Below are 17,865 nucleotides of genomic sequence, written 5' to 3' on the forward strand. Positions count from 1 at the left end.
GTGTTGCCGTGGTCGGCCACCGTCGGCGTTGAACAGCAGGCCGCGAGCCCGACGTATGCCGGTGGGCTACAGCTCCAGGGGCAGCTGCTCGCCGTCCGGAAGGGTCAGCGTCAGGGCGGCCGCCGGGGTGGGAGCCGTGAACGACACGGTCTCGTCCGCCGTGGCGCCCGGGCGCAGGTCGAGCGCCGCCGGCTCGACGCCCAGGCGGGTCAGCGGGCGGCCGTCGGCCAGCACGTCGAAGCCGGTCAGGTGCTCGGTCGCCCGGCCCGTGTTCGTGAAGCGCACCGTGACCGAGAGCTGCGCCCGGCCGAGCAGGTCCACGCTCGTGACGATCGCCGGGCGGGCCGCCGCGGCCGGGGCGGGCGGGGTGTCCACGGCCGCGGCCGAGGACGGGGCGAGCAGGCCGAAGGCGCCGCCCACCGCGATCCCGGCCGCCGCCGCCACCGAGACCGCCCGGATCGCGTCGCGTGCCAGGCCCATCGTCGCCCCCAAGTCGTCTGTGAGGGGCACAGCAGAGCACGGCGGGCTGAGGTCCCGGTGTGGTGCGACTGAGGTGCGGGTTCAGGCCGTCAACCGGCCGGACGGTTTCTTGTCCTGCGCCGTCGGGCCCCACGACTCCAGCACCACGTCGGCCCCCAGCGACTCCTCGACCGTGCGGACCCAGTCGGTGACCGGCGCGTACCGGGGCTCGGCCGCCAGGAGGGACCGGGTCATCGCGGCCTGGCGGTCGAGGTCCCCGGGCTCGCCGACCCGCAGGAAGCTCGAGTCGCGGTACTCGGGACAGTAGCGGCCGACGTCGAGGTCCAGGTGGGTCAGGACCAGGCCGTCCACGCCGCCGGCGGCCTGCAGGGCGTAGCGGTGCAGGGGGACGTCGAAGTAGCCCACGCGGAAGGGGCCCTGCCAGTCGTTCGTCGGGTTGTTCGGGTCACCGATGCCCGGGATGTCCCCCGTCGGCAGGGGGCCGGCGCCGTGGCGCGTGGTCACCGTTCGCAGGACGCCCAGCCGGAGGACCGGCGCGTCGGGCAGCAGCGCGAAGGCGTTCGCGAACGTGGTCGTGCTCCACGTCGTGTACGGGTGGAAGCCGTGCCACTCGTCCAGCAGCACGCCCTGGGCGCCCTCGAAGACGCACGAGCCCGTCGGGCGGAAGCCGTCCACCAGCGTGACCGTCGAGGCGAAGCCCGAGAACGCCGGCAGGCAGGCCTCGACCGGCGGGCCGCCCGCCCCGAGGCGGTCGCGCAGCTGGGCCAGCTTGCGGCGCAGCACGGACGGGGACGCGCAGTCGCCGGCGCGCGGGGCGTCGTCGGGGTACCGCAGCGCGTACTCCATCGTCGCCCCCACCCCCATCCCACACGACCCGTGCCGGTCCGCCCCGCGCGCCAGCTCGGCCGAGCGGTTCGCCGCGCGGTGGTAGGGCGTCGCGATCAGCGCCGAGCGGTCGACGGTCAGGCGCTGCCAGATGTCCGTCACGCCGAGCGACATCAGGCCACAGGCCTCAGTGACGAGCGCGAGGGGGTCGACGACCATGAAGCGGGACAGGTGCGTGCGGACCCCGGGCCGCAGCGAGCCGGAGCCGAACTGGGCGAACGTGTGCTTGCGCCCGTCGGCGAGCACGACCGTGTGCGCCGCCTGCGCGCCCCCGTTGAACCGCACGACGGTGTCGATGTCGCGGGTCGCGCACAGGTAGTCCACGGTCGTGCCCTTGCCGCAGTCGCCGAACCCGAGGTCCACGACGATGTAGTGCATGGCGGTGGCTACAGCCGCTCGACGCTGACCGGGCCGGCCAGGTCCGCCGGGCCGGAGCCGTGCGCGAGCGGGGCGCGGCCGCCGCCGATGCGGGCCAGCGCCTTGCCGACCGTCGAGGCTGAGGCCGAGCCGACCTCGCCCAGGTCCGCGAGGCCCTCGTCGAGGTCGATGCTGTCCTCGCCGAGGCCGATGGTCAGCGCGATGGTCTCGCACACGGCGTCGAGGTCGTCGAGCGCGATGACGTTCTGGCCGAGCAGGTCGCGCCAGAAGTCGAGGATCGCGGTGTTGCCCGCGTAGGAGGAGCCCGCCGGCAGGATGTAGTAGGTGTCGTACTTGCGCCGGACCTCGTCCACGATGGCGCGCAGCCCGATCGCCTCGCCGAGCCGGTCGCCGATGACGGCGCGGACCTCGTTCGGCTTGACCTTCGGGTAGGCCTGCTCGTCGCCGATGATGAAGAGGTACCCGCGCTTGTTCCGCTTCTCGAGGCAGTCGATCGAGGTGTGGCGGGACATGAAGTACATCGCGAGCTCGTACGACTCCGTCATCTGGCCCCCGCCGCCGCCCTCGAGCACGAAACGGCCGAGGTCCTCGTCGAGGCGGTTGTCCGACTCGAACTGGCCCATCTGCAACGGCACCCGGTCGCAGGTGGCGTCGCCGATGGCGCCGAAGAGGATCTGCGGGTCGGTCACGTAGCCCTTGCGCAGCAGCAGGCCGAGCAGCTGCGGGAGCTTCTGCTGCAGCACCCTCGGCACCGAGCCCATCGAGCCGGTGACGTCGAAGAGCACGGCGATCGCGACCGAGTCGGGGTGCTCGTCGGAGTCGCGGCTCTCCCGCGTGCCGACGCCCTTCGGGTCGAGGGCGGTGTGGACGCGGCGCGCCCCGGAGTCGCTGTAGGCGAAGGCGCTCGCGCCCGTGGCCCGTCGGTAGCGGTCGGCGGCGTCGTAGACGTCGGTCGACCAGGTTCCACTTCCCATGAAGGTCTCCTAAAGCGTGAAGGGACGGAATGTGCGCGGCCCGTACAGCCGGTGCAGCAGCTCGTCGAACTCGCCGAGCAGCTTCCAGGCGTCGTCGGGGCGCTGGCGGGTGGAGCTCAGCCGGCAGCCGTCGGCGAACCGGCGCAGCGGCTTCGGGGCGCGGTCGCCCATGAGGCCGGCCATCACACCGGCGGCCATGTGGATGTCGGTGGAGGGACCCGGGGTACCGCGGGACAGCACCTCCGGCGGGTAGTCGTCGCGGTGCCCGGGCACGATCGCGGCGATGCGCTGCGCGGGGTCGCTCGCGCTGTAGCACCAGTCGACGAGCACCACGCCGTGCTCGTCGGGCTCGATGAGCACGTGCTGCGGGACGATCGCCCCGTGCACGACCCCCGCCCGGTGCGCGAGGCCGAGCGCGACGAGCAGGCGGCGCCACATCCAGGCGGCATCGCGGGGGTCCAGGCCGTCGGGCCGTTTCCGCCGTACCTCCTGCAGACTGTGCAGCCGCGACGCCGACGTGGCGATGACGTTCGCGCGCCGGATCTGCCCCGACTCGGACCGGTGCCGGAAGGTCTCCACGAGCCGGGGCACGTACGGCAGGTACCGCGGATCCCCGTGCTCGGCCATCCGGCGCAGGGCCGCCGCCTCGCGGGCCATGAGGTCGTTGCAGGACGGGTCACGGACGAGCTTCAGGTGGCCCTCGGGGATGCGGTACAGGTTGGTCAGGTCGCCGCGGTGGTCGAGGACGTCGGTGGAGTACGTGCCCCGGGCCGTGCGGATCACGCCCCGGTTGCGCCAGAGCTCGGACAGCCGCGCGAACGCCCGGGTGCCCTTCGGCCCCACGGCGTCGGGATGCACGAGCTTGGCCAGGATTCGGTACCGCCGGTGCCCGTCGTCGCCGCCGAAGAGCTCCGCGGCCGTCGAACGCTCGATGAGCGCGATGGCCTCGTCGGTGTTCACCGCAGCGTCTCCTCCCGGCTCGGCATCAGCAGCGCGGGGTGCAGGAGCTGGGCGTCGCCGGCGCGGTACAGCTTGGCGCGGGGCCCCCCTCGAGCCCCGCCCCGCTCGGTCGTGGCCCCGGTGCTCTCGACGAACCCGGGCACCGACAGCACCTTGCGATGGAAGTTCCCGGCGTGCAGCGGCTCGCCCCACACCGTCTCGTACACGGCCCGCAGCTCCGCGATCGTGAACTCCTCGCCCACGAACCGGGTCGCCAGCGGCGAGTACTCCAGCTTCGAGCGCGCCCGTTCGAGCCCGTCGGCGAGCACCGTGGTGTGGTCGAAGGCGAGCGCCTCCGGCCGGTCGTCCATGGCGATCCAGGCCGCCTCCCGCGCGTCGCTGCCGGACACCGGGTCGGGCAGGTGCGGGGCGAAGGCGAGGTACGCCACCGAGAACACGCGCATCCGCGGGTCCCGGTCCGGCGCGCCGTAGGTGCCGAGCTGCTCCAGGTGCAGCCGCCGGTTGGCGGTCGCGACCCCGGTCTCCTCGGCCAGCTCGCGGGCCGCGGCGGTGGGCAGGTCCTCCCACTCCCCCACGAACCCGCCGGGCAGCGCCCACTTGTCCTTGTCGGGCGGGCAGGCCCGGCGCACGAGCAGCACGTGCAGCCGCCCGTCGCGGATCGTGAACGCCACGACGTCGACGGTGACCGCGACCGGCGGATACCGCCGCGGGTCGTAGTTGGCCAGGAACTCGGCCTCTGCATCAGCCACGTCGCGTAGTCCTTCTCAGCTGGAGTCTTTCTCAATTTGAGTCTTACTCGATCTGAGAACAACCATAGACCCACCCCGGCGAGCGCGCAACGCCGTTTTCTGTCGCCCGCCGGACACCCGAGCCCCCCGCCGATCGTCGATGCTTGATCGGTGACCGGGATCGAGACGGCGTTGATTCAGCTCGGCCGGCTCGTGGTCCGCCCCGCGGTCACCCGCTGGCTCGGCGAACGGCGCAAGCGGGCCGAGCGCGATCTCCCCCTCGCCGAGCTGATCAACCGCCGGGTGACCGACGAGTTCGCCCGCCGCAAGGTCGAGCGCGAGATCGAGACGATGGTCGACGCGGTCGCCGAGCGCCTGCAGCCGCTGCTCGCCACCCGGTTCGCGGGCGTGCCGGACCACGAGCGCGACGCCGCGCTGGCCGCCGTCGCCGACACGTTCGGCCGGGCCGACCTGAGCGACGAGGGCCTCTTCGGCGCCGACCTCGACCCGGCCACGCTGGCCGCGCAGCTGCGCCTGCGCTGCCGGGACGCACCCGCGCGGGCGGGCCTGTCCGAGCCGGCCGAGCGGCTGTACCAGCTCGTCCTCGACGAATGCTGCGCCTACCTCGCGGCGCTCGTGGTCCAGCTGCCGACCTTCGCGGCCCGGGCCGACGCGCAGCTGCTGGCCCGGACCGCGCGCCTGGCCGACGAGCTGCGCACGCTCGTCGAGCGCACCCCGGCCACCAGCGTCGACGCCCCGGCCGGGGTCCCGCACGACGACGCGTTCCGGCAGCGGTACCTCGGCTACCTCGCGAAGTCGCTGAACGAGCTCGAGCTCTTCGGCGTCGACATCCACCACTACCGCCCGCGCACGACGCTCTCGATCGCCTACATCAGCCTGACCGTCAGCGCCGCGAACGAGCCGTCCGCGCTGGACCGGGCCCAATGGTCGCCGGGTGACCTGCGCCGCACGGCCGCGGAGCTTCCGGGGATCCGCGTGGAGCAGGCCCTCGGCCGCGGCGATCGCTTCCTGCTGCGCGGGGAGGCCGGGTCCGGCAAGAGCACCGTGCTGAAGTGGCTCGCGGTCACGGCGGCCGGCGGCGGGTTCGGCGGCGACCTGACGGCCTGGAACGGCTGCGTCCCGCTGCTGGTGAAGCTGCGCAGCCACACCGGCCGGCGCCTGCCGCCGCCGGAGCGGTTCCTCGACGGGGTGGCCGATCCGGTCGCGGGCCTCATGCCGCCGGGCTGGGTCCATCGGCAGCTGAGCTCGGGCGCCGCGCTCCTGCTCGTCGACGGCGTCGACGAGCTGCCGGCGGCCGAACGGACGCAGATCAAGCCGTGGCTGTCGGGGCTGCTGCGGGAGTATCCGCGCATCCGGGTCGTGGTGACCTCGCGCCCGGCCGCGGCGGCCGAGCGCTGGCTGGCCGATGAGGGCTTCGCCGCCGCGATGCTGGAGCGGATGAGCCCGGCCGACGTGCGGGCCCTCGTGCGGCACTGGCATCGCGCGGTGCGCGACGCGGGGAGCCTGCCGTGCCCGGAGCCGGACCTGCCGCGCTACGAGAGCGCGCTGCTCGCCCGGCTCGACGCCAGCGCGCACCTGCAGTCGCTGGCCACCAGCCCGCTGCTCTGCGCGATGCTGTGCGCGCTGAACCTCGACCGCAACACGCACCTGCCGCTCGACCGGATGGCGCTGTATCAGGCCGCCGTCGACCTGCTGCTGGAACGCCGGGACACTCAGCGCAATCTCGTCGAGGCGGTGACCGGCCTCTCCTCCCGCAACAAGCTGCAGCTCCTGCAGAGCCTCGCGTGGCGGCTGTCGGTCAACAACGCCACGGAGCTGTCGCGGGAGGCGGCCGAGCAGCGCGTCGGCGAGCGGCTGGCGGTGATGCCGCAGGTGGACGGCGAGCCGCGTGCCGTGCTCGACCACCTCGTCCACCGCAGCGGCGTCCTGCGCGAGCCGGTGCCCGGCCGCATCGACTTCGTGCACCGGACGTTCCAGGAGTACCTGACCGCCCGCGAGGCCGCCGAGCAGGGCGATGTCGGGCTGCTCGTCGAGCACGCCCACCTGGACTCCTGGCGGGAGACGGTGGTGATGGCGGCCGGCCACGGCAACGCGGTCGTGCGCCGGGAGCTGCTCGCGGCCCTGCTCGATCGGGCCGCGGCCGTGCCCCGGCACGGCCGCACGCTGCGGCTGCTCGCCGCCGCCTGCCTCGGCACCGTCCCGTCGCTCGATCCGCCGGAGCTGCTCGAACGCGTCGAACGGGAGTTCCGCTCGCTCGTGCCGCCGCGCAGCGTCGCCGAGGCCCGCACGCTCGCCGCCGTGGGCGATCCGCTCATCCGGCGCCTGCCCACCGACAGCCGGGAGATGCCGGCGGCCCGGGCGGCGGCCGCGATCCGGTCCGTCGCGCTGGTCAACGGGCCCGCGGCGCTCGACCTGCTCGCCCGCTACGCCGCGGATCCGCGCCCCGGCGTGCAGCACGAGCTGGCCCGGGTGTGGGAGTACTTCGACCCGCACGAGTACGCGGAGCGGGTCCTCGCCGGGGCGCCCCTGCCCGGCGGCGCGCTGACCGTCACGAACCCGAACCTCCTGCCCGCCGTCCACCGCCTCGGCACCCTGCGGAACCTGTCGGTCAAGTTCGCCACCCTCGTGGATCTCAGCTGCCTGGACGGCGTGCCGCACCTGGCCGAGGTCGCCTTCGACCAGGGCGTGTCAGGGGATCTGACGCCCCTGGCCGGGCACCCGCACCTGCGCCGCCTCGACGGCTACTTCGGCGACCGGGCCGCGGACCCGGCCCCGGTCGCCGGGCTGACCGAGCTGGAGTTCCTGAACCTGTGGCTGCTGACCGGCTTGACGACGCTCGACTTCGTGCGCGGACTCGGCCGGGTCACCCGGCTGGAGCTCGGCTACCTGGACGGGGTGCGCGACCTGTCACCCGTCGCGGCCCACCCGCAACTCACGACACTGCAGGTGCATCGCTGGCCGTCCCGGGACGTGTCGCTGTTCGCCGGGCTGCCCCGGCTCGATCTGCTGGGGTTCTACGACTCGCAGGAGCCCTCCGGCGGCGTCCGCGCGCTCGCGGAGGCGGTCCCGGGGGTCCGGTCGCTCTGGCTCAACGGATGCGGCTGGCTTCGCGACCTGAGCCCGCTGGCGAAGCTCCCCGGCCTCCGGGAGCTCGCGATCACCGGGGCCCCGGACGTGGACCTCTCCGCCTTCGCCGAGCACCCGGCACTCGAGATGCTGGTGCTCGGGTACACCGCCGAGGTCGACCTTCGCGTCGCCGCCGCGATCCCCTCGCTGCGGCGGATCACCCTCGGCGATGTCGCGGCCCCGGTCGACCTCACCCCGCTGGCGGGCCGGACACTGCTCGTCACCCTGGCCCGCCACCAGGAAGTTCGCGGCCTGGAGGGCCTCGGTCCGGGGATCACCGTCAAGCGCGTGCCCGACTGACGTCACCGGCGCAGGACGGCGTGCACGACGCCGTCGGGGCGGATGACGACCGCCCGGCCGCGCAGCCAGCGGCGCACGGCCGCGTCCGTGGCCTCGACCGGGCGATGCTCGCAGGCCGGGGGCCTGCCGGTGTGCAGGACCACCCAGACCTGCGCAGAGGCGCCAGCAGTCTTACGCCGCCGGCTGCTGTTGGCCGCGAGACGGGTCTCCAGATGGAGTGCCTGGTGGACGGTCTCCCGGCTGTACCCGGGCTGCTTCCCGCTTTGCGATGGCGGCGTTCTTGGTCGCCTGATATTCGGCAACGACGCGTGTCGGCCGGTGTCAGCTGTATCGAGGGGTGTCAGTCTCGATTGGTGGTCGTCGACCACAGTGCCTCGATGGGAAGGGCGCGGATCTTCTCGCCGTAGGGGAGTGTCTGCTGGCCGGTGTAGAGGATGTAGCCGGCGACGAAGCGGTCACCGACCCGCTCCGCGAGGTGTCGCAGCCCGGCCAGGTCCCCGCCGCGCACGTTGGATGCGGCCTTGACCTCGATACCGACGATCCGGCCGTCGGCGGCTTCGAGAACGGCGTCGACCTCCACACCGTCCTTGGTGCGGTAGTGGTACAGGCGTACTCGCTCGTCGTTCCAGGTGAGCTGGCGGGCCAGTTCCATGAGGACGAAGTTCTCCATCAGCTGACCGGCCGCGCCGTCGGGTTCGGCGAGTCGTCCGGCGTCCTGGCCGAGCAGGTGGCTGGCGACGCCGCTGTCGATGTACGCCAGTTTGGGTGTCCCGACGGCGCGGTGGGTCTGGTTGCCGGACCAGGCGGGGATTTGCTTGATGAGGAAGACCGCGGCGAGCAGTTCGAGGTACCGGTTGAGTGTGGTGCGGGGGATGCCGGACTGGGTGGCGAGTGACGCGGCCACCAGCAGACCGCCGGAGCGACCGGCGAGCAGGGCCAGCAGGCGGCGCAGCTCACCACGGCGTTCGATGGCGGCCAGTTCAGTTACGTCCCGCTCGATCAGCGTCGTCAGGTACGACTCGAAGAACGCCGCCCGCCGGCGTGGCGTACGGCGTACCGCCTCCGGGTAGCCGCCGCGCACGACCCGGTCCAGATAGTCGCGGCGGCGCAGCGTCGAGGTGTGGGACAGATCCGGGCCGTATGCGAAAGCGGCATCGACGAACCGGTCGGGCGTACCGTCGATTTCTCCTTGGGAGAACGGCCAGAGTTCGACGGTTTCCATACGCCCGGGCAGGGCGTCGGGCAGGTCGCGCAGGGCGAGGATGCGGGCGGATCCGGTCAGGAGGAACTGTCCGGGCGTCGGGTCGGCGTCGACGACGAGTTTGATGGCTCGGAACAGTTCGGGGGCAAGCTGGACCTCGTCGATGACCATGAGGCCGTCATGTTCGACGAAGTCGGTCGGTGCCTCGCGGGCGGCGCGCAGCATCGCGGGGTCGTCCAGCAGCCGAATGACCGGGTTGCGCGCCCTTGACATCAGTGCCGTGGCGAGCGTGCTCTTGCCTACCTGCCGGGCGCCGTTGACGGCTACCACGCGGGTGTCGGTCAGTGCCTCGGCGACCAGGGGCTCGACGTGCCGGGGGATCAGTTTGCGGTCGTCTGCCATGCCAGCATTATGGACGATCGGACGCATGATCCGTGGACATCTGGTCGCCATATTCGTGGGCGTCTGGACGCTCCTCCTCCGGGCAGATGGTCGGGGGTCGGCGCCGATGCTTCGGTCCGTCTCGTTCGTGAGGCTGCGTCTCATCCGGGACGATGGCGTGGCCGCACTGTTCCGGGCTGCCGACCATATCGCCGCGGCAATGGCCACCCATGGCGCCTCGGACACGATCATCGCTGCTGAGCTCGCGGATCACCCTCGGCAGCGTCGCGACCCCGGTCGACCTCACCCCCGCTGGCGGGCCGGGCACTGCTCGTCACCCTGGCCCGCCACCAGGAAGTTCGCGGCCTGGAGGGCCTCGGTCCGGGGATCACCGTCAAGCGCGTGCCCGACTGACGTCACCGGCGCAGGACGGCGTGCACGACGCCGTCGGGGCGGATGACGACCGCCCGGCCGCGCAGCCAGCGGCGCACGGCCGCGTCCGTGGCCTCGACCGGGCGATGCTCGCAGGCCGGGGGCCTGCCGGTGTGCAGGACCACCCACTCGTCGTACGCCACGGGAGCCAGCGTCCCGGCCAGCCTGCCGCGGCCGACGCCGGTCAGCTTGGGCGAGGTCGAGCGCAGGGCCAGGCCCTTCAGTCCCGGGATGCGCCAGATCGCGCCCAGGATCACCCGGCGCACGGCCGCCGCGCGGTCCTGGCCGCCCGTCATGGCCCAGCCGGCCACGATCGCGAGGCGGATCTGGGCGCGGACGTGCGGGACCCGTTCGCGCTCGTAGGAGTCGAGCAGGGCCGCGGCTCCCCCGGGGGTGGTCAGGTCGGCGGCGAGCTTCCAGGCCAGGTTGTACGCGTCGCGCAGGCCGGCCCCGAGGCCCTGGCCGATGAAGGGCGGGGTCTGGTGGGCCGCGTCGCCGAGCAGGAAGACGCGGTCCTGACGCCAGGCCGAGGCGATGGTCGCGCGGAAGGTGTACTCCGAGCGGCGCAGGATCTCCACGGGGCGGCCCCGCAGCCAGGGGGCGAGCAGCGGGTCCAGGTCGAGGTCGGTCTCGCCGTCGAGGAGGCGGAACTCCCAGCGGTACCGCCGCGGGCCCAGCTCCATGAAGGTCGCCGCGCGGCGCGGGTCGCACACCTGGTGGACGCCGCCCCAGGCGTGCAGGTCCTCGGGGCAGACGCCGTCGACGACGAGCCAGCGCTCGGCGAAGCGCAGGTCCACCAGGTGCGCGCCGATGCGCTCGCGGACGGTGCTGCCGGCGCCGTCGCAGCCCAGCACGGCGGCGGCCGGCACGTCGACGAGGACGCCGTCGCGCTCGTAGCGCACCGATGCCGGCGAGACACCGACCACCGTGGCGCCGCCGACGAACTCGATGAGGGGCAGTTCGGCCATGCGCGCCCGCAGCAGGCGCTCCAGGTCCGGCTGGTCGAACATGTTCGCCTGCGGGTAGCCGTGCGGGCCGCCGCCGGGGGCGCGGTCGAACGAGGCCATCACCCGGTGCCGCGCGTCGAGCAGGCGCAGGCCCAGGCCGGGGCGGCTGATCCGCAGGAAGTCCCCGGCGACGCCCACGGCGTGCAGGATGCGGACCACCTCGTCGTCGACGTGGACGGCGCGCGGGAGGGCGTACGGCTCCTCGTAGCGGTCGAGCAGCAGGCTGGCGATGCCGCGCTGGGCGAGCAGGATCGCGGCGGTGACCCCGACCGGCCCCGCGCCCACGATCACAACCCGATCCACACGCTCAGGTTGCAACCGGAAAGTACTCCGCGGCAACCGCGGGCCGGTCGATCAGTGACACCGTGCCGTCGTGGGTCCGTAATCGCAGCATCGCCACCAAGATCGTGGGGATCGCGATGCTGGTCGCCTCGATCTTCGCGGGCATCGCGGTGTACGGGCTGGTGAACCTCCGCGGCGTGGCGGCCCAGCAGGACGTGCAGTACCGCCGCGACGTCGTGGCGATGTCGCACATGGTCGCCGTGCGCTCCGCGGTCGGGCTGCAGATGGAGGCCGTGCAGTCGCACCTGCTCTCCCAGCCCGGCTTCTACCGCGACCGCTACGAGGCCACGATCGCCGACACCGACCGGCAGATCGACACGCACCTCGCGGACCTGGCGCACATCGGGCTCACCAAGGCGGAGCTGCGCGAGCTGGAGCTGCTCCGCAAGGTCATCGGGCAGTACCGCACCGCCCGCGACACCGGCCTCGCGGCCAGCCGCCGCGGCGACCGGGACAACGCGGTCTCGATCGTGCTCGTGCGCTCCGAGTCGGTCGCGCGCACGGTGAAGACCCGCGCGGACGAGTTCCTGCAGCAGCTCGTCGGCGCGGTCGCCGCCGGCAACCGGCAGATCGGCGAGCGCACGGCCCGGACCAGCCGCAACGTGACCATCCTGCTCGTCGTGGGCGGGGTCGTCGCGGCCGGCGTCGCGATCCTCGCCGCGCGGCAGCTGAGCCGGCCGCTGCGCCGGGCCGTCACCGTGCTCACCGCCGTGGCCGAGGGCGACTTCCAGCAGCACCTCGACCTCGACTCCAGGGATGAGGTCGGCCAGATGAGCCGGTCGCTGAACAACACGGTCGGCGTCCTGCGCGACGCGTTCGACCAGCTCAACCACCGCGCCTACCACGACGGGCTGACCGGGCTGCCGAACCGGGTGCTGCTGCGCGAGCGCCTGGAGCAGGCCCGCCACCGGCCGGACTCCGCCTTGCTGCTCATCGACCTGGACGGGTTCAAGCAGGTCAACGACGTGCACGGGCACGCGGCCGGCGACCATCTGCTCGTGGCGGTCGCGGACCGGCTGCGGGACCTGGTGCGCGGCGCCGACACCCCGGCCCGGCTCGGCGGCGACGAGTTCGCGGTGCTGCTCGACGGCGCCGTCGATCCCGTGGTGGTGGCCCAGCGGCTGCTCGCCGCGCTGCGGGAGCCGGTCACGTTCGGCTCCGTCCAGATCGTGCCGCGGGCCAGCATCGGCGTCGCGCGGTGGCACGGGCACGACGACGTCGAGGCGTTCCTGCACGACGCCGACCAGGCCATGTACGCGGCCAAGGCGAGCGGCAAGGGATGCGTGATGGTGGCGAACCCGGTCCCGGGGCCGGCCCTGGCGGCTTAAGATCAACTTGCCATGCGGTTCCGTGTCGTCCTTGTCGCGCTGAGCCTGGTGCTGGCCGGTTGCGCGAAGAGCACGCCGGCGGACCGGGCGTCGGACGCGTGCGCGCAGTACGCCGAGTACGGCAGCCACGCGGGCACGAAGGTCACGATGACCGGCCCGATCCGCAACGCCGAGGCGGACAAGCTCCTGCGCTCGTGGAACGACTTCGAGGACTGCACCGGCATCACCGTCGACTACGACGGCATCGCCGCGTTCGAGCAGGATCTCAAGGACCGGGCGGCCGCGGGGCACCCGCCCGACATCGCGCTGTTCCCGCAGCCGGGCCTCATCGCCGACATGGCCCGCGGCAAGGGGCTCAAGCCCGTCTCGGCCGACGTCAAGGCGCACGTCGAGCGCTGGTGGTCGGCGGAGTGGCAGACGTACGGCACCGTCGACGGCGAGCTCTACGCGGCCCCGCTCAACGCGAACATCAAGTCGCTCGTGTGGTACTCCCCCAGGTTCTTCGCCGAGCACGGGTACGCGATCCCGGACACGTGGGCGCAGGTGATGACGCTCACCGAGCGGATCGCGGCCGACGGGGTGAAGCCGTGGTGCGCCGGCGCCGAGTCGGGCGCCGCGACCGGGTTCCCGATCACCGACTGGCTCGAGGACGTGCTCCTGCGCACGGCCGGGCCGGAGGTGTACGACCTGTGGGTCGCCCACAAGATCCCGTTCAACGACGCCCGGATCGCCGGCGCGCTGGACAAGGCCGGGGCGATCCTGCGCGACCCGCGGTACGTCAACGGCGGCTACGGCGGCGTGCAGTCCATCGCGACCGTGGCCATGTCCGAGGGCGGCCTGCCGATCCTGCAGAACGCGTGCGCCCTGCACCGCCAGGCGTCCTTCTACGCCAACGAGTGGCCGGACGGCACCCGGATCGGCCCCGACGGCGACGTCTTCGCCTTCTACCTGCCCCCGCTCGACCCGGCCCGGCCCCGGCCGGTGCTGGGCGCCGGCGAGTTCGCCGGCGCCTTCACGGACCGGCCCGAGGTGCGGGCCGTCGCGTCCTACCTCTCGACACCCCAGTGGGCGGATCACCGTGCCCGGCTCGGCGGGGCGGTCAGCGCGAACCGGGCCATCGACCGCGACGCGTTGCGCTCGCCGGTCGAGAAGCTGTCCGCGCAGCTGCTGACCGATCCGGGCACGGTGTTCCGCTTCGACGCCTCCGACATGATGCCCGCGGCCGTCGGCACCGGCACCTTCTGGACCGGGATGATCGACTGGCTCAACGGCAAGCCGACGAAGGACGTCCTCGACGCGATCGAGGCGAGCTGGCCGAAGGACTAGGTGCGGGCCCTTTCGCCGCGAACCACCCTCGGAACACCCCGCCACCGGCGCGGATGCCGCGAGCATTCCGGGTAGCTCGGGTGCGTCCCCAATCAACCCGAGGGAGAAGCGCATGCCACTGGACAATCCGGCCGACCTGTTCCTCTACGAGCTGTCGGGCCTGTACGACGCCGAGCGCAGGAGCAACCAGCTCGTCGGCGAGATCCTCGGCCGGACCGAGCAGAGCCCGCTGGCCCAGATCCTGCGCGCCCAGCAGCAGCAGGGTCAGCAGAAGATCCAGAACCTCGAGACGTGCTTCGCGATGATGGAGGCCGAGCCCGAGGACGTCCCGTGCCTGACGGTGGACGGGATGCGCGCCGAGTTCCAGGCCTTCGCGGGGCAGGGCCCGTCGATGGAGGCGATGGAGATCTACACCGTCGACGCCGAGACGCGCCTGGCGCACATGGGCGTCGCGGCCTACCACGGCCTCATCGACAAGGCGCTGCTCATGGGCGAGGTGCAGTGCGCCCAGATCCTGCGCACCAACCTGGTGCAGCAGCAGGAGAACGCGGGCACGTTCGAGCGCATCAGCCACGAGCTCGGGCAGCGCGTGGCCATGAACGTCTGAGCACGACTAGGTCACGTCCCGTACCCCGACGACGACGCTGGTCTCGGTCCGCGGATCGGTGACCGTGCGCGGCCGGAGCCCGCCCGCGCGCAGCAGCGCGTGGGCGGTGCCCAGCTGCCCCTCGCCGGCCTCGGTGAGCAGCGCGCCGCCCGGGGCCAGCCAGCCCGCGGCCAGTGCGGCGACGCGGCGCAGCACGTCGAGGCCGTCCGCGCCGCCGTCCAGGGCCGCGCGGGCCTCGTGCACGCGGAACTCCTCGGGCAGGTAGGCGATCTCGGCGGTCGGCACGTAGGGCACGTTGGCGAGCAGGACGTCCACGCGGCCGCGCAGATCATCCGGTACCGGCGCGAAGAGATCGCCCGCGAAGACCTCCTCGGTCACGCCGGACAGGTTGCGGCGCGCGCAGCCGACGGCCACCGGGTCCAGGTCGGTCGCGACCAGCCGGACGCCGCGGAAGCCCCGGACCACGACCAGGCCGAGGGCGCCGGTGCCGCAGCAGAGGTCGAGCACCGTGCCGCCGTCGCGCAGCAGTCCGCGGGCCGTGTCGGTGAGCAGCTGCGTGCGGTGCCGGGGGACGAACACGCCGTCGGTCACGGCCACCCGTACACCGGCGAACTCGGCGAACCCGAGGACGTGCTCCAGCGGGGCCCCGGCGACCCGGCGCGCGACCATCGACTCCAGGGCCGCGGGGTCGGACCCGGCCGCGAGGAGCTGGTCGGCCTCCTCCTCGGCGAAGACGCACCCGGCGGCGCGGAGCCGGGCGATCAGCGCGCCCCGGTTCATGCGTTGAGGTACGCGAGGACGGCGAGGACGCGGCGGTTGTCGTCCTCGGACGGGGGCAGGCCGAGCTTGGTGAAGATGTTGGCGATGTGCTTGCCGATCGCCTTCTCGGTGACGAAGAGCCGGCCCGCGATGGCGGCGTTGGAGCGGCCCTCGGCCATGAGCCCGAGCACCTCGCGCTCCCGCGGGGTGAGCGCCCGGGTGGGGGCGCCGGCGTTGCGGGCCAGCAGCTGCGAGACGACCTCCGGGTCCATCGCGGTGCCCCCGGCCGCGACCCGCCGGACCGCCTCGACGAACTCGCCCACGGTGGCGACGCGGTCCTTGAGCAGGTACCCGACGCCGCCGCCGCGATCGGAGAGCAGCTCGCGCGCGTAGAGCTGCTCGACGTGCTGGGACAGCACCAGCACGGGCAGGCCGGGGACCTCGGCGCGGGCCGCGATCGCCGCGCGCAGGCCCTCGTCGGTGAACGTGGGCGGGAGGCGCACGTCCACGACCGCGACCTGCGGGCGGTGGCTGAGCAGGGCCGAGCGCAGGTCGGTGCCGTTGTCGACGGCCGCGACCACCTCGAAGCCGTACGCGCCGAGGAGCCTGATCAGCCCGTCGCGGAGGAGGGCGAGGTCTTCGGCGATGACAACACGCACGGCAGCTCCATCGTCAGCACGGTCGGTCCGCCCGGCGGGCTGTCGACGCGCAGCAGGCCGTCGAACGCGGCCAGCCGCCGCTCGACCCCGGCCAGCCCGGAGCCGGCCCGGGGCGCGGCGCCGCCCACGCCGTCGTCGCTGACGCTGCAGTAGAGGGCTCCCCCGAGGTACGACAACGATACCCAGGCGGCCCCGCCCCCGCTGTGCTTGGCCACATTGACGAGGGCCTCGGCGACGGCGAAGTAGACGGCGGACTCGACCGGCGCCGGGGGCCGGCCCGGCAGGTCGCCCTCGACGACGACGGGCAGCGGCAGGGTCAGGGCCAGCGCGCGCAGGCCGCCGATCAGGCCGCGCTCGGCGAGCACCGGCGGGTGGATGCCGCGCACGAGCCGGCGCAGCTCCGCCAGGGCCAGGCCGCTGGCCTCGCGGGCCTCGGCGATGAGCTGCCGGGCGGCGGCCGGGTCGTGGACGACCAGGTCCTCGGCCATGCCCAGGCTCATGCCGAGCGCGACGATGCGGGCCTGCGCGCCGTCGTGCAGGTCGCGCTCGATGCGGCGCAGCTCGGCCGCCTGCGCGTCGACGACGTCGGTGCGCGTCTGGGTCAGGGTGTCGACGCGGCGGGCGAGCACCGCCTTGCCGGTCGGGCCGAGGAGGCTGTGGTCGTACTTCGCCAGCGCCCACAGCAGCCACGGCGCCCCGTACAGCACGCCGGCCGTGATCAGGGCGCCCTGGAACGGCACCGACGCGTAGCTGATCGGGTGCAGCGGCCAGGTGACGCCGTAGCCGGTGTCGTCGCCGGAGACGACGTTGGCGATGACCGGCAGCAGCACGACGCCCTGCGCGCCGTAGAGCAGCCCCGCCAGCGCGACCGCCCCGAACGCGGCCCCCAGCGGCGCCCCGCCGACGAGCCACAGCAGGTCGCGCCAGGTCGCCGGGTCGCGCACCAGCCACATCCACCGCCGCGGCGAGCCGATGAAGGCCCCGGCGGGCCGCGGGCGATACGGCGGCGGGATGTCGACCCCGCTCCACTCCCGGGCCAGCCGCCGGCGCCGGCCGGCGTAGGCGCGCACCATCATCTGGACGAGCGGGGCGAGCACGAGCCCGACGCCGGCCGCGGTGAGCACGAACGAGACCACGGTGAACACGATGAGCACGATGTGGACCGGCAGCCAGAGGATGCCGGCGAACGCCACCCGCGCGACGCTGAGCAGCCCCCGGCGAGCGAACGGCCACGGCTTCATGCAGGCCATTCTTCTCGCCGGGGGCGCCGGGCGCAGTGGGGCTAAGCCCCTAATACAGGCCGCGTGCGTAGTTGCTCTCGGCGTAGTAGGCCTCGAGCTCCTCGACCGTCTCCGGGGTGTCCTGGACGCTCTTGACCAGGTTGGCGTGCGTGGGCAGCTCCTCCGGGGTCCAGGTCTCGGGCTTCCACAGCTTCGAGCGCATGAACGCCTTCTGGCAGTGGAAGAAGATCGTGTCGATGTCGACCACCAGGGCCAGGATCGGGCGGTGGCCCTCGACGACGAGCTCGCCGAACCAGGGCGCGTCGGTCAGCAGCCGGGCCCGGCCGTTGATCCGCAGCGTCTCCCGGCGGCCGGGGACGAGGTAGATGAGGCCCACGTGCGGGTTGGCGAGGATGTTGTGGAAGCCGTCGGCGCGCCGGTTGCCGGGGCGCTCGGGGATGGCGATCGTGCGGTCGTCGATGATGTGCGTGAACCCCGGCGGGTCGCCCTTCGGCGAGACGTCGCAGTTGCCGTCCGCGTCGGCGGTGCCGACGAGCACGAACGGGGAGAGACCGAGCCAGTCGCGGTCGGTCGCGCACAGGCGGTCGCGTTCCTTGGTCACGGCCCGGGGCATCGGCGACCCGAGCAGTTCCTCCAGTTCCGTCACCGAGGTGATCTGCATGGGGTCAGGATACTGCCGGTAACAATCTGAAACAGAGCGGATATTGTTCGGGCGAACGTGTGCCATTAA

The 17,865-nt window shown here is 73.2% G+C and carries 16 protein-coding genes; 4 read left to right on the forward strand and 12 right to left on the reverse strand.

Going from position 1 to position 17,865, the window contains the following annotated elements; all coding sequences use genetic code 11:
* Positions 1–66 precede the first annotated feature (66 nt).
* The 5 genes from AC6JBM_RS31520 to AC6JBM_RS31540 form a co-directional block, all read right to left on the reverse strand.
* Positions 67–480 (reverse strand): hypothetical protein, encoded by a 414-nt coding sequence (locus AC6JBM_RS31520; protein ID WP_497977657.1) that lies wholly within the window; start codon positions 478–480, stop codon positions 67–69.
* A gap of 81 nt (positions 481–561) precedes the next feature.
* Positions 562–1,743, reverse strand: a complete 1,182-nt coding sequence (locus AC6JBM_RS31525; protein WP_497977658.1) for an adenylosuccinate synthetase — start codon at positions 1,741–1,743, stop codon at positions 562–564.
* Positions 1,744–1,751: 8 nt separating this feature from the next.
* Positions 1,752–2,717: a hypothetical protein gene (locus AC6JBM_RS31530; protein ID WP_497977659.1), complete on the reverse strand. Its 966-nt coding sequence runs from the start codon at positions 2,715–2,717 to the stop codon at positions 1,752–1,754.
* Positions 2,718–2,726: 9 nt separating this feature from the next.
* Complete coding sequence (locus tag AC6JBM_RS31535) at positions 2,727–3,677, reverse strand: serine/threonine protein kinase (RefSeq protein ID WP_497977660.1); 951 nt, start codon at positions 3,675–3,677, stop codon at positions 2,727–2,729.
* Entirely contained in the window at positions 3,674–4,426 is a 753-nt protein-coding gene (locus AC6JBM_RS31540) for an NUDIX hydrolase (RefSeq protein ID WP_497977661.1), read from the reverse strand. Before AC6JBM_RS31540 ends, AC6JBM_RS31535 begins: the two co-directional genes overlap by 4 nt.
* Positions 4,427–4,576: 150 nt before the next feature.
* Between AC6JBM_RS31540 and AC6JBM_RS31545 the strand changes: the two genes are divergently transcribed.
* Positions 4,577–7,852, forward strand: a complete 3,276-nt coding sequence (locus AC6JBM_RS31545; RefSeq protein ID WP_497977662.1) for an NACHT domain-containing protein — start codon at positions 4,577–4,579, stop codon at positions 7,850–7,852.
* A 2-nt stretch (positions 7,853–7,854) separates the two neighbouring features.
* Here AC6JBM_RS31545 and AC6JBM_RS31550 read toward each other — a convergent pair whose 3' ends face one another.
* The 3 genes from AC6JBM_RS31550 to AC6JBM_RS31560 form a co-directional block, all read right to left on the reverse strand.
* Complete coding sequence (locus tag AC6JBM_RS31550) at positions 7,855–7,995, reverse strand: hypothetical protein (RefSeq protein ID WP_497977663.1); 141 nt, start codon at positions 7,993–7,995, stop codon at positions 7,855–7,857.
* 197 nt (positions 7,996–8,192) lie between these two features.
* Complete coding sequence (locus AC6JBM_RS31555) at positions 8,193–9,482, reverse strand: ATP-binding protein (protein ID WP_497977664.1); 1,290 nt, start codon at positions 9,480–9,482, stop codon at positions 8,193–8,195.
* A gap of 368 nt (positions 9,483–9,850) precedes the next feature.
* A complete protein-coding gene (locus AC6JBM_RS31560) occupies positions 9,851–11,176 on the reverse strand; it encodes a bifunctional 3-(3-hydroxy-phenyl)propionate/3-hydroxycinnamic acid hydroxylase (protein ID WP_497977665.1) in 1,326 nt (441 codons plus the stop codon).
* Positions 11,177–11,238: 62 nt separating this feature from the next.
* On the opposite strand from AC6JBM_RS31560, the gene AC6JBM_RS31565 reads away from it, so the two are divergent.
* From AC6JBM_RS31565 to AC6JBM_RS31575, 3 genes are all read left to right on the forward strand, one after another.
* Entirely contained in the window at positions 11,239–12,543 is a 1,305-nt protein-coding gene (locus tag AC6JBM_RS31565; protein WP_497977666.1) for a diguanylate cyclase domain-containing protein, read from the forward strand.
* Positions 12,544–12,555: 12 nt separating this feature from the next.
* Positions 12,556–13,869, forward strand: a complete 1,314-nt coding sequence (locus AC6JBM_RS31570) for an ABC transporter substrate-binding protein (RefSeq protein WP_497977667.1) — start codon at positions 12,556–12,558, stop codon at positions 13,867–13,869.
* Positions 13,870–13,981: 112 nt separating this feature from the next.
* On the forward strand, positions 13,982–14,476 hold the full coding sequence (locus AC6JBM_RS31575) for a YciE/YciF ferroxidase family protein (protein WP_350618487.1): 495 nt from the start codon (positions 13,982–13,984) through the stop codon (positions 14,474–14,476).
* Positions 14,477–14,482: 6 nt separating this feature from the next.
* Here the strand turns inward: AC6JBM_RS31575 and AC6JBM_RS31580 are convergent, their stop codons facing one another.
* The 4 genes from AC6JBM_RS31580 to AC6JBM_RS31595 are packed head-to-tail and all read right to left on the reverse strand — an operon-like array spanning position 14,483 to position 17,796.
* A complete protein-coding gene (locus tag AC6JBM_RS31580) occupies positions 14,483–15,256 on the reverse strand; it encodes a putative protein N(5)-glutamine methyltransferase (RefSeq protein WP_497977668.1) in 774 nt (257 codons plus the stop codon).
* Positions 15,253–15,894: a LuxR C-terminal-related transcriptional regulator gene (locus AC6JBM_RS31585; protein WP_350618483.1), complete on the reverse strand. Its 642-nt coding sequence runs from the start codon at positions 15,892–15,894 to the stop codon at positions 15,253–15,255. Before AC6JBM_RS31585 ends, AC6JBM_RS31580 begins: the two co-directional genes overlap by 4 nt.
* The gene (locus tag AC6JBM_RS31590; protein WP_497977669.1) at positions 15,846–17,135 is read right to left on the reverse strand and encodes a sensor histidine kinase; all 1,290 of its coding nucleotides are present in this window, start codon (positions 17,133–17,135) and stop codon (positions 15,846–15,848) included. The genes AC6JBM_RS31585 and AC6JBM_RS31590 overlap by 49 nt, the downstream gene beginning before the upstream one ends.
* Positions 17,136–17,184: 49 nt before the next feature.
* Positions 17,185–17,796 carry a pyridoxamine 5'-phosphate oxidase family protein gene (locus AC6JBM_RS31595; protein ID WP_497977670.1) on the reverse strand — a complete coding sequence of 204 codons (612 nt, stop codon included), beginning with the start codon at positions 17,794–17,796 and terminating at the stop codon, positions 17,185–17,187.
* Positions 17,797–17,865 lie beyond the last annotated feature (69 nt).

The sequence above is a fragment of the Dactylosporangium thailandense genome, assembly GCF_059739745.1.